The organism is Micromonospora sp. NPDC023633 (assembly GCF_040640035.1).
Taxonomy (GTDB): Bacteria; Actinomycetota; Actinomycetes; order Mycobacteriales; family Micromonosporaceae; genus Micromonospora.
In genome coordinates, this window is the sequence record NZ_JBFABB010000048.1 from 40,046 (window position 1) to 49,863 (window position 9,818).

Sequence of the window (9,818 nt, forward strand, 5' to 3'; positions counted from 1 at the left end):
CACAGTGCGGTCTCTGACAGCCTGCGAAGGAGCAGACATGACTACCGGTACCGTGAAGTGGTTCAACGCCGACAAGGGCTTCGGCTTCATTAGCCCGGACGACGGCGGCGCCGACGTCTTCGCTCACTTCTCCGCGATCTCGGCGAGCGGCTTCCGCAGCCTCGACGAGAATCAGAAGGTGGAGTTCGACATCACCCAGGGCCAGAAGGGCCCGCAGGCGGAGAACATCCGCCCGCTTTGATCCACATTCTGTGAGCGGCGGCCCGACTGGTTCAGCGGGCCGCCGTCCGGCGTTTCATGCGCTCACCACGGCATCGCGAAAATCGTCGATCGGCAGAAGGCCGGTCATCTCGGTGTGGAGCCAGCTCAGAGCCTACGGTCGATCAGCGCCCGCCCCAGGGGTGAGACGTAGGCCAGGAACACCCCGACCTGGCTGTTCTCGACACGCCCGGCGGTGCCGGTGTACTGCCGCTGCATCCCAACCGAGCCCACGCCCTTCTTCGAGAACCCGGTCTCGTCGGTGGCCAGCACGGCGTCAGGGTGGCCGAGCTGCTCAACCAGCCAGGCGCGCACGTCATCGCGGACAGCGTCGCGTCTCGTCGCCGAACGGGTTCACCCCGGGCCCGCGTCCCACACCGCCGTGCGCAGCAGCCGCTGCATCGCCTGCGGATCGCAGTGGCCAGCCCGCTCCGCAAGCGACCAGCAGGTCTTACGTTCCAGACCCGACAGCAGCCCTTTTACGAACTGCCCAGCGGTCCGGCGTGGCTCCGCCCGCACGAACCGGTCAGCGACACGCGCCGCCGCCTCGTCCAGGATGACCCGCCACCGATCAACGTCTACGCTGTGGCACGCGGCCACCGCACGATCTTCGGTTGTCCTCACAAACCATCGATGATCAACGCGGTGGCCGTCTTCATACCTGCGCCACGCCCAACGCCGAAGTCAAGTGACGTTGGAGTATTAGGTCGTGACACCGAGTGGGTGTTCGCGGCGCCGCCTCGTGCGTCATTATCGTGCGGGGTGATCAACCGAACGTCACGGTCAGAGAGGCGCAATGAGCCACTTTCAGCACGGCCACCGGGTGGTGGGGAGCATCTCGGCCGAGGTCGTCGAGCGTTTTGGTGAGATCGTTTCCCCCGGCATTGAGGAGGCCTGGAAGAATGAGGGCGCCCTGGTCACCCAGGACGGTTTCGTGCGCCTCATCGATCCGGCGCTGCTGCTGCCGGTGATGGAGACGATCCTCCCGTCGCATCCCGGTGCGATCCCGCTCTTCACGACCGCCTGGGGCGACCTCGTGGTGCAGTACGACGACACCTACGTGCTCGTGCTGTACCGGTACGGCTTCTACGTCGAACACTCAGGCTTCGTGTCAGACTTGATCTTCGATCACCTGGAGGATCGCCACGCGCAGCAGACGAGGCTTCAACGTCAGTGCTATGACGACGCGGTAGCGACGTTGGGTGAACCGGCGATCGACGAGTGCTTCGGGTTCAAGCTGCCGCTGGCGATGGGCGGGTCGGAGGTTGCGGACAATGTGGTGCGGCGCAAATTGAAGGAGCATCTGTTGTTCCTGGTACAGACCGGCGGCGCGCCGTTGGACCTCGACGAGGTCGACCCGCCTCAGGACGAGCCGCTACCGAGGGGCCGGGTGGCCGCGGGCACCGGAGCGCTGACCGGTGAGGAGAAGGAGTGGGCGGTGCTCGGCGAGCAGCAGCTCGACGCGCTACAGCCGGGCCTGGAGTTTGGCATCGAACGCCTGCCTGGTGAGCAGGCGGTGTACGTCTGGCAGATGGGCTTCGGCGGTGCTCAGCTGATCATCAGTCACGGCGGGGCGTTGCTGTTCGGTACGTCGGCGTTGGAGCGAGACCAGATGATCGCAGCATGGCGCATCGGCAAACGCACCCCGGCTGCGGACCTGACCGCGGCGGCGGCACAACGCCGCCAATAGCGATAGCCGGCATTCACCAGACTCGACGGTCATTTGAGGCGTAACGCAAATAGTTTGTTATCTTTGTCAGTGTATGGGCGTTACGGTGCGGGATGCGCGGCGGCTTTCTCCTCAGGCACAAGAGGATCTGCGCCGTCGGGCTGTCGCGGCGGTCAAGGCGGGGCATACCCAGGCGGCGGTGGACACAGTGCTCGGTGTGTCACCGCAGGCGGTCTCGCGTTGGGTCAACGCCTTCGACCGTGAGGGAAACAGGTCGCTCAAGGCCGGTAAGCGGGGCCGACGTCCGGGTGAGCGGAAGGCCTTGGACCCGAAGCAGGAAGCCCGGGTACGGCGGGCGGTGCTCGGCAAATACCCCGACCAGGTCGCGTTGCCGGGCCTGGTGTGGACCCGCCCGCAGGTACGCCAACTGGTACGCAACTGGTTCGGTATCGGCTTGTCGTTGGTGACCATCGGCAAGCACCGGGCGGCCAGGGATCCGGCATCGTCCGTAGCACTGTGGTCCGGCCGGCCGGCCGGCCGGCCGGCCGGCCGCCCGCGCGCTGCTGCGGGCGCTGCGTTGGCCCGCCGGTCACCGACTTCACATCGACGCCACCGACGGCCTGCTCCTGGTCACCGCGGGACCTGACGGGAGGCACATCGTCGGCGCCCGCGGGGGTGGCGCATGTGACCACCGGTCCGCCAGGTTAGGGCATGAACACCGTCTGCCCGTTAGCGCGGGCCTCGCGCACCATTTCCAGGAACTCCTGCTGCATCAGCGGGTCCAGGCCGGTGGTCGGCTCGTCGAGGACCAGCAACTCCGGCTCGTGCATGAACGCCTGCACCAGGCCGACCTTCTGCTTGTTGCCCTTCGGCAGGCCGCGGATCCTGCGGGACAGGTCCAGTTCCAACCGCTCCGCCAGCTCTCCGATGCGTCGGGCGGATACGCCACCACGGGCGTCGCCGAAGAATTGCAGCAGCTCCGCCACCCGTTCCCGTCCCTCGAACGACAGCTCGCCAGGCAGGTAGCCGATCCGGCGGCGGGTGTCGACGCCGTGCCGGGGAACGGCGCCGAGCACTGTGGCGGTGCCCCGGGTGGGACGGATGAAATCCAGCAGCAGCCTGATCGTGGTCGTCTTCCCGGCTCCGTTCGGACCGAGATAGCCGAACACCTCACCCGGCTGGACCCGCAGATCGAGATCTTCCAAACCGCGGCGACCGCCGTAGAACTTCGTCAGGCTCCGGGCCTCGATCACCGAGTTCACGGCACATCCCCTCGCCCAGCGGCAACAGTAGGTAGCAGCGACGTGTCGGCCCTGGCCGGCACGCGGCGGGTTTCATCCATGCCGGCAGCTTCGCCTTCGCCCCAGCGGCTTTCCAGGCCGATGTCGTGACAGATGCGGACAGTGGCCGTTGCCGAACTTCGGCAACGGCCACTGTCGGCACTCGCCCAGGTTCAGTTGGGTGGGCGCAGGCCAGCAGTGCGTCGTGCATCTGGTGCCGGCCAGCTGCGCTACACCAACCCGCAAGGACTGGCAGAAAGCGCTCCGCGTCGCGGGAGAACTACACGGTTCCACGGTGGTCGCGGCCGAGGCCCGCTTCGAAGCGTTCGCCCCGCCGGGGCTCCCGCCTGTCGAGCCCACGCCTGTGGAGTGGCCTGCCTCACACGATGTCAGCACGGTCGGTCACGCGGTGTCTTGAGGCCGAACCCCTTAAAACGGAGGAGCCACTATGGCTGGGAACATCGATGTGGTCGTGGTCGGCGGCGGGTACGCCGGTGTCATGGCGGCCAATCGCCTGACGCAGCGCGACGCTGTAGCTGTGACGTTGATCAACCCGCGCCGGACGTTTGTCGAGCGGATCCGCCTGCACCAAGTGGTGGGCGGGTCCGATGACGCGGTCGTCGACTACCGAGAGGTTCTGGCCGAGGGCGTCCGGCTGGTGGTCGACACGGTGACCCGGATCGACGCGGCCGAGCGCAGCGTGACGTTGGCGGCCGGCGGCACCGTCGGCTACGACTACCTGATCTACGCGGTGGGCAGTGGCAGCGCCCACCTGGACGTGCCCGGAGCGGCCGAGTTCGCCTACCCGATCGCCAGCCTGGAGGAGGCACAGCGGCTGCGGCCGGTCGTCGACGCCGCTCCCACAACGGCCCCGGTGACAGTTGTCGGAGCCGGTCCGACCGGCATCGAAACCGCCGCCGAGCTGGCGGAGGCAGGCCGTACGGTGACCCTGGTCTGCGGTGGGGTGCTCGGCCCGTATCTGCACGCCCGGGGTCGGCGCTCGGTTGCTAGGCGGCTGGCCAGGCTCGGTGTGACCGTGCTCGACGGCCCCGGCGCGAAGGTGACGGCGGTGACTCGCGATGCCGTACGGCTCGGCGGCGGCCGAGAGGTGCCGAGCACGGTGACCATCTGGACCGCCGGGTTCGGCGTGCCGGACCTGGCCGGCCGCAGCGGGCTGAGCACTGACGCGCTGGGCCGCCTGCTCACCGATGAGACGTTGACGAGCGTGGACGACGCGCGCATCGTCGCGGCCGGGGACTCGGCGGCCCCGTCGGACCTGCCGTTCCGGATGAGCTGCCAGGCCGCGACGAGGATCGGCGCGCACGCCGCCGACACGGTGCTGGCCCGGATCGCGGGTGCGCAGCCGTCGCCCATCAACCTAGGTTTCTTCGGCCAGTGCATCAGCCTGGGGCGTCGCGCCGGCATCTTCCAGTTTGCCGCCAGGGACGACACCGCGAACGGGTTGTACATCGGCGGCGGCGCGGGCGCGAAGCTCAAGGAGTTCGTCTGCAAGCACACCGTCAAGCATCTGGCGGACGAGGCACGCAAGCCCGGCTCGCTCACCTGGGTCAAGGACGACAAGCGCCAGGAGTTGCTGGGGGCCAAGCGCGGCGAGGCGCCGGCCACCCGCTGAACGGACAGCCTGGGCCACGCATCGGCGATCCCAGTCGAACGGCTACCAACAATCGAGGGTGTCCCATTGGAGCTCCGCCCGTGCCGGATGGTCCCAGGACACCGGAGTCACCCACACAAGGCAAGGAGAGACCGCATGAACCTCGCTCTTTGGATCGCCAGCGGGCTGCTGGCGGCAGTCTCCCTGACCGGCGGAATCACCAAGACGTTCGTACCGAGGGAGAAACTGGCTGCGCTTAATGGCGGGGAATGGACCGGACACGCCAGCGTCGGCTTCATCAAGACCATCGGGGTCCTCGAGCTCCTGGCCGCGGTTGGCCTGATCCTGCCCGCCGTGCTCGACATCGCACCGTTCATGGTACCGGTGACTGCCGTCTGCTGGGTTCTGCTCATGGTCGGTGCGATGATCATCCATGTCCGCCTCAATCAGTTCAAACTGGTCATGGTGAACCTGGGCTACGTCGCGCTTGCAGCCTTCATCGCGTGGGGCCGCTTCGGCCTCGAGCCTTTCACCGCCTGATGAAGACGTGCCGCTGGCGGGGTGGTGTCGTGTTGGCGCGGGTGATCCGACGGTTGACGGCCGTCGGTGACCAGGCCGCCCGCGACGACGAAGGGACGCGATGTGAGCCACGCCACTGACCCGGCGACCGACACCTTCGTCGCCCACCGCAACCTGCTCTTCACCGTCGCATACGAGATGCTTGGATCGGCGACCGATGCCGAGGACGTCCTCCAGGAAACCTGGCTGCGGTGGATCAAGGTCGACACGGAGCACGTGCGCGACCAGCGCGCCTACCTGGTCCGGATCACCACCCGGCAGTCGCTCAACCGGCTGCGCACAATGAAACGCCGCAAGGAGGCCTACGTCGGCCCCTGGCTGCCCGACCCGCTGCTCACCGCACCGGACGTGGCCGAAGACGTCACGCTCGCCGAAAGCGTGTCGATGGGGCTCATGATCGTCCTGGAGACACTGTCGCCGACCGAGCGCGCCGTCTTCGTTCTGCGCGAGGCCTTCGATGTCAGCTACGACGAGATCGCGGCCGCCGTCGGCAAGAGCCCCGCGGCCGTCCACCAGATCGCGCACCGCGCCCGCCAGCACGTCGATGCCCGCCGCCCCCGCCAGGTGGTCTCCCCGAGCGAGACCCGAGCGGCTCTGGGTGCCTTCCAACGCGCGGTCGAAACCAGGGACCTGCAGGGTCTCCTCGACGTGCTCGCCCCTGACGTCGTCCTGGTGGGCGACGGCGGCGGCGTCAAGCAGGCCGCGCTGCGGCCGATCACCGGCGCGGAAAAGGTGGCCCGTATGTTCTTCGGTGGCCTGGGCAAGGTCGACGGCACGCTCACCGGTGAACCGACCGTGGTCAACGGCAACCCGGCACTCCTCGTACGCCTGGACGGCGAGCTCGACGGCGTCCTGGCGATCCGTGTCGAGGACGCCCGCATCACCGGCCTCTACTACGTCCGCAACCCCGAGAAGCTGACCCGCGTCGAATCCGAAACCCCGCTCACCCTGCGATGAACTGAGCTTCCCCCGTTTCCGGGCCCGCACACCGTGTCCGAGGTGCCGGCCGGCGACGGCGGCAGGCTCGGGGCTACTGTGCCCGCGGGCCGGGAGTGGGAATGGCTGAAGTGTGTTCCGCCTGCCTGTGGCTAAGCCTCGAGGTGCCACCCACTCCCGCCGCGCGGGCGCGCCGAGTTGAACGGGCGCGGCCTGGTGGCCGTAGACCCTGACGCCCAGGAAGTGGCGGGTATGGCTGCGTGTGTTTCGCCGTGATCGTTTGGCTGACGGTAGGAGATGCCACCCGTCGCTTCGTCGTCTGCGAGATTCGGTAGACCGCTGATGGAGACCCGCGACCTGCGTTCGCATCGTTAGAAGGTGCCGGCAAATCCGAACCCGCAGACGAGTGCCATCCGAGAGAACCGATCAACGAAGGGGAGCACGACGGTGGGAAAGCTGTGGATCGGCGTGGACATCGGCAAGACCCACCACCACGTGGCCGCCGTCGACGGTGACGGCCGGCTGGTCTACTCCCGCCGGGTCGCCAATGACGAGACCGCTCTCCTGGCGGTCATGGCTGAGGTGTCGACGCACGGCCGTCCGGTCTGCTGGGCGGTCGACGTCACCACCGGTCTGTCGGCGCTGCTGCTGACCCTGCTGTGGCGCAGGCAGGTCCAGGTCCGTTACGTCTCCGGCACCGTCGCGTTCCACATGGCCGCCGCGTTCGCCGGAGAAAACAAGACCGACGCCCGCGACGCGGTGGTCATCGCCCAGACCATCCGCATGCGCCCCGACATCCCCGTCCTGGAACCGTCTGACCGGCTCCTCGCCGAGCTGACCGTGCTGACCGGCTACCGCGCCGATCTCGTCGGGCAGCGCGTCGCGACCCTGTTCCGGTTGCAGGAACTACTCACCGGCATCAGTCCCGCCCTCGAACGGGCCGTGGACCTGAACCGGAAGGGGCCGATGATGGTCCTCGCCTGCTGGCAGACCCCGGCCGCGATCCGGCACGCCGGCGTCGGCCGCATCACCGCCCTGCTCCGACGCGGCCACGTCAAAAACGCCGCCCAGGTCGCCGAGGCGATGGTGGCCGCCGCCCGGCAGCAGACCGTCACCCTGCCCGGCCAACGCGCCGCCGCTGTGGTGGTCGGGCAGATGGCCACCGAGATCCTCGCCCTCGAGCAACGCATCGCCGCCGTCGACGACCTCATCGCCGAACACCTCGACCAACACCCACTCGCGCCGATCGTCAGCAGCCTGCCCGGCATGGGACCCCTACTCACCGCCGAACTGCTCGTCCACACCGCCGGCATGACCGAGTACGACAGCCCCGCGAAACTCGCCGCCCACGCCGGCCTGGCACCTGTATCCCGCGACTCCGGAACAGTTTCCGGCAACCATCGGCAGCCCCGCCGCTTTCACCGGCGGCTGCGACACATTCTCTGGATGGCCGCCTTCACCGCCGCCAGGGAATGCCCCACGTCGCGTGCCTATTACGAGAGGAAACGCGCCGAAGGAAAGAACCACCGCCAAGCCATCCTTGCCCTCGCCCGACGACGCGTCGACGTCCTCTGGGCGCTTATCCGTGATCGCAAGACCTTCAGCCGACCAGCATCAACCATCCGCGCCGCAGCCTGAACCAAACCGCTCTCCGCCGACGCGGCCCCATCGCGCCGGCCACTCCACCCAGCCCACCAAGATCAACGGGAGTCACATGGAGACTCCGGGTGTGGGTACGGCACTGGAACGCCGTACCGGGCAACCCGTCCTGGGCTGGGAGAACGGGGGTCCGGGTGATGTGGGTGAACGTGAGCCACTCCCTGCCACCCCAGGTGAACGCCCATGTCGCTAGACTAGGCCCTCGCGCCCTCGTAGCTCAGGGGATAGAGCATCGGTTTCCTAAACCGTGTGTCGCAGGTTCGAATCCTGCCGGGGGCACCAGGTCAGACCCTTGATCAACGATCATTCTCCTTCCTCTCGGCGCTTCCGTGCCCGTTGCGTGCCCGACCGAGGTTGTCCAGGTGAGCAGCCACCTCGGCGTCGCGGGAGTCGATCGCGCGGGCGTAGTGCCGGGTGGTGACATTGGCGTTGGCATGACCGAGCCGTCGGGCGGCGACGAGTACGCCGTGAGAGTCAGCCACCCAGCTTGCGTGGGTGGCGCGTAGGTCGTGCGGAGTGACGTCGGCGAGCCCGGCGGCGGCCACGGCTTGGATGAAGCGACGGCGGAAGCCGTAGTAGCTCTGCTGTCGGTGGGCGGTGTGCGTCTGCCGACCAGGGAAGGCGAAGGCGTCGGGGTCGTCGGGGAGGGTAGCGAGGTGTTCCCCGACCAGTTCGGCGACGAACGCGGGTACCAGCAGTGCTCGCGCTGATGGTTCTTCGGGGTGTCGATGACAGGGCCGCCCGGCAACTCGCTGGCCGCATCGGCGATGACCACTCTGCCGTTGGTAAGGTCGATGTGACGGCGGCGCAGCGGCAGCGCCTCGCCGATGCGCAGGCCGCCGTAGGCGAGCAGCAGCACCAGGAACCGGTCGGCGAGATCGCAGTTCGAGGCGAGCCGGTCGACCTCCTCGACGTGAGGATGTGCGGGTCGGCTTCCGGTATCCGAGGCAATTTGACACCCGGCATGGCGATGAAGGGATCATGCCGTTGTCCACCGCCGAGGTCATGATCTGGGTGGCTCTTACCGACCTCACCATCGACACATCGAAGGTGCCCGCAGATATGGCAGCCGCGCTAGTCAGCGAAAACGTCCAGCGCAGCGAAGCCGCGAAGGCGTAGGGACGGTCGGCTGCCGGCGAGGCCGGGTCTCGAATGATGGTTGACGAGACGGCGTCGTAGAACATTTGACATGATCGCCATGGGTGGCCACCAGGCAGTTGGCGGTCCCGTAGGATCGCCGAGTGCTGGTGCGATGCGTCAGAATTATCGATGCTTTTGGTGATCCAGTTGATACGTACCCCGGCATGACAGTCGGCAGGTCCTATCCCGTTCTGGAGATCTCCTACTGGGCTGACGCGTTCTACGTGCGGGTCGTCGACGATGAGGGGACCGACTCCATCTGGAGCCCGGAGATGTTCGAGACCGTGGACGGGCGCATCCCTAGCTGCTGGTCGGTGGCATTGGACAGTGACGGGTCGCTTCGGCTCGCTCCCCGGCCCTGGCTTCGGCATGGATTCTGGACGGATCAGTTCTCCAGCGAACCTGCCGCCCTCGCAGAGTACGAACAGGGCCGTGCCGCCGTCCTTGCGGACCTGACGGCTGACTGACTGCGTCGCCGGACGTCGACGCCATGATCGGTTCCTCGGATCTACCGAGATCCGCGCGGTGTCGCGCTCATGTAAAGCATCAGCTGAGGCCGCAGTGTCAACCATCAACCGGGGCAGGACAGCTGTCTAGTCCCACCACATGCTTGACGGATCCGTCCCAGGACATGCTTGACGTGCGGTCTAGAACCTTGTCCTGATGAGGGCGGGCGTTCAGAGAT

General features: G+C 67.4%; 12 protein-coding genes, 1 tRNA gene and 1 pseudogene. 11 read left to right on the forward strand and 3 right to left on the reverse strand.

The window, feature by feature from the left end; translation table 11 throughout:
- Positions 1 to 37 precede the first annotated feature (37 nt).
- Positions 38 to 241, forward strand: coding sequence for a cold-shock protein (locus AB0G13_RS17025; RefSeq protein ID WP_013283833.1), 204 nt, complete (start codon positions 38 to 40; stop codon positions 239 to 241).
- A gap of 128 nt (positions 242 to 369) precedes the next feature.
- Here the strand turns inward: AB0G13_RS17025 and AB0G13_RS17030 are convergent.
- Positions 370 to 816: pseudogene (locus tag AB0G13_RS17030) on the reverse strand (transposase); the annotation flags it as partial.
- Positions 817 to 1,054: 238 nt separating this feature from the next.
- Between AB0G13_RS17030 and AB0G13_RS17035 the strand changes: the two are divergent.
- Positions 1,055 to 1,948, forward strand: a complete 894-nt coding sequence (locus tag AB0G13_RS17035) for a T6SS immunity protein Tdi1 domain-containing protein (RefSeq protein ID WP_357875107.1) — start codon at positions 1,055 to 1,057, stop codon at positions 1,946 to 1,948.
- A 73-nt stretch (positions 1,949 to 2,021) separates the two neighbouring features.
- Positions 2,022 to 2,573 (forward strand): helix-turn-helix domain-containing protein, encoded by a 552-nt coding sequence (locus AB0G13_RS17040; protein ID WP_357875110.1) that lies wholly within the window; start codon positions 2,022 to 2,024, stop codon positions 2,571 to 2,573.
- A 58-nt stretch (positions 2,574 to 2,631) separates the two neighbouring features.
- Here AB0G13_RS17040 and AB0G13_RS17045 read toward each other — a convergent pair whose 3' ends face one another.
- On the reverse strand, positions 2,632 to 3,189 hold the full coding sequence (locus AB0G13_RS17045) for an ABC transporter ATP-binding protein (RefSeq protein ID WP_357875113.1): 558 nt from the start codon (positions 3,187 to 3,189) through the stop codon (positions 2,632 to 2,634).
- A 466-nt stretch (positions 3,190 to 3,655) separates the two neighbouring features.
- Between AB0G13_RS17045 and AB0G13_RS17050 the strand changes: the two genes are divergently transcribed.
- The 5 genes from AB0G13_RS17050 (at position 3,656) to AB0G13_RS17070 (ending at position 8,275) form a co-directional block, all read left to right on the forward strand.
- Positions 3,656 to 4,840, forward strand: coding sequence for an FAD-dependent oxidoreductase (locus tag AB0G13_RS17050; protein ID WP_357875116.1), 1,185 nt, complete (start codon positions 3,656 to 3,658; stop codon positions 4,838 to 4,840).
- Positions 4,841 to 4,975: 135 nt separating this feature from the next.
- A complete protein-coding gene (locus AB0G13_RS17055) occupies positions 4,976 to 5,359 on the forward strand; it encodes a DoxX family protein (RefSeq protein ID WP_357875119.1) in 384 nt (127 codons plus the stop codon).
- A 102-nt stretch (positions 5,360 to 5,461) separates the two neighbouring features.
- Positions 5,462 to 6,355, forward strand: coding sequence for an RNA polymerase sigma-70 factor (locus tag AB0G13_RS17060; protein WP_357875120.1), 894 nt, complete (start codon positions 5,462 to 5,464; stop codon positions 6,353 to 6,355).
- A gap of 426 nt (positions 6,356 to 6,781) precedes the next feature.
- Positions 6,782 to 7,972 (forward strand): IS110 family transposase, encoded by a 1,191-nt coding sequence (locus tag AB0G13_RS17065; RefSeq protein WP_357875122.1) that lies wholly within the window; start codon positions 6,782 to 6,784, stop codon positions 7,970 to 7,972.
- Positions 7,973 to 8,199: 227 nt separating this feature from the next.
- Positions 8,200 to 8,275, forward strand: a tRNA-Arg gene (locus AB0G13_RS17070).
- Positions 8,276 to 8,289: 14 nt separating this feature from the next.
- Here the strand turns inward: AB0G13_RS17070 and AB0G13_RS17075 are convergent.
- Entirely contained in the window at positions 8,290 to 8,691 is a 402-nt protein-coding gene (locus tag AB0G13_RS17075; protein ID WP_357875128.1) for a tyrosine-type recombinase/integrase, read from the reverse strand.
- Here AB0G13_RS17075 and AB0G13_RS17080 point away from each other — a divergent pair.
- The 3 genes from AB0G13_RS17080 to AB0G13_RS17090 all read left to right on the forward strand — a co-directional run bounded on the left by AB0G13_RS17080 (position 8,691) and on the right by AB0G13_RS17090 (position 9,600).
- Positions 8,691 to 9,002, forward strand: a complete 312-nt coding sequence (locus AB0G13_RS17080) for a hypothetical protein (protein ID WP_357875130.1) — start codon at positions 8,691 to 8,693, stop codon at positions 9,000 to 9,002. The two genes, AB0G13_RS17075 and AB0G13_RS17080, sit on opposite strands and share 1 nt — an antisense overlap.
- Entirely contained in the window at positions 8,981 to 9,112 is a 132-nt protein-coding gene (locus AB0G13_RS17085; protein WP_357875132.1) for a hypothetical protein, read from the forward strand. The genes AB0G13_RS17080 and AB0G13_RS17085 overlap by 22 nt, the downstream gene beginning before the upstream one ends.
- Before the next feature lie 122 nt (positions 9,113 to 9,234).
- A complete protein-coding gene (locus tag AB0G13_RS17090; RefSeq protein WP_357875124.1) occupies positions 9,235 to 9,600 on the forward strand; it encodes a hypothetical protein in 366 nt (121 codons plus the stop codon).
- The last annotated feature ends 218 nt before the right edge of the window (positions 9,601 to 9,818 follow it).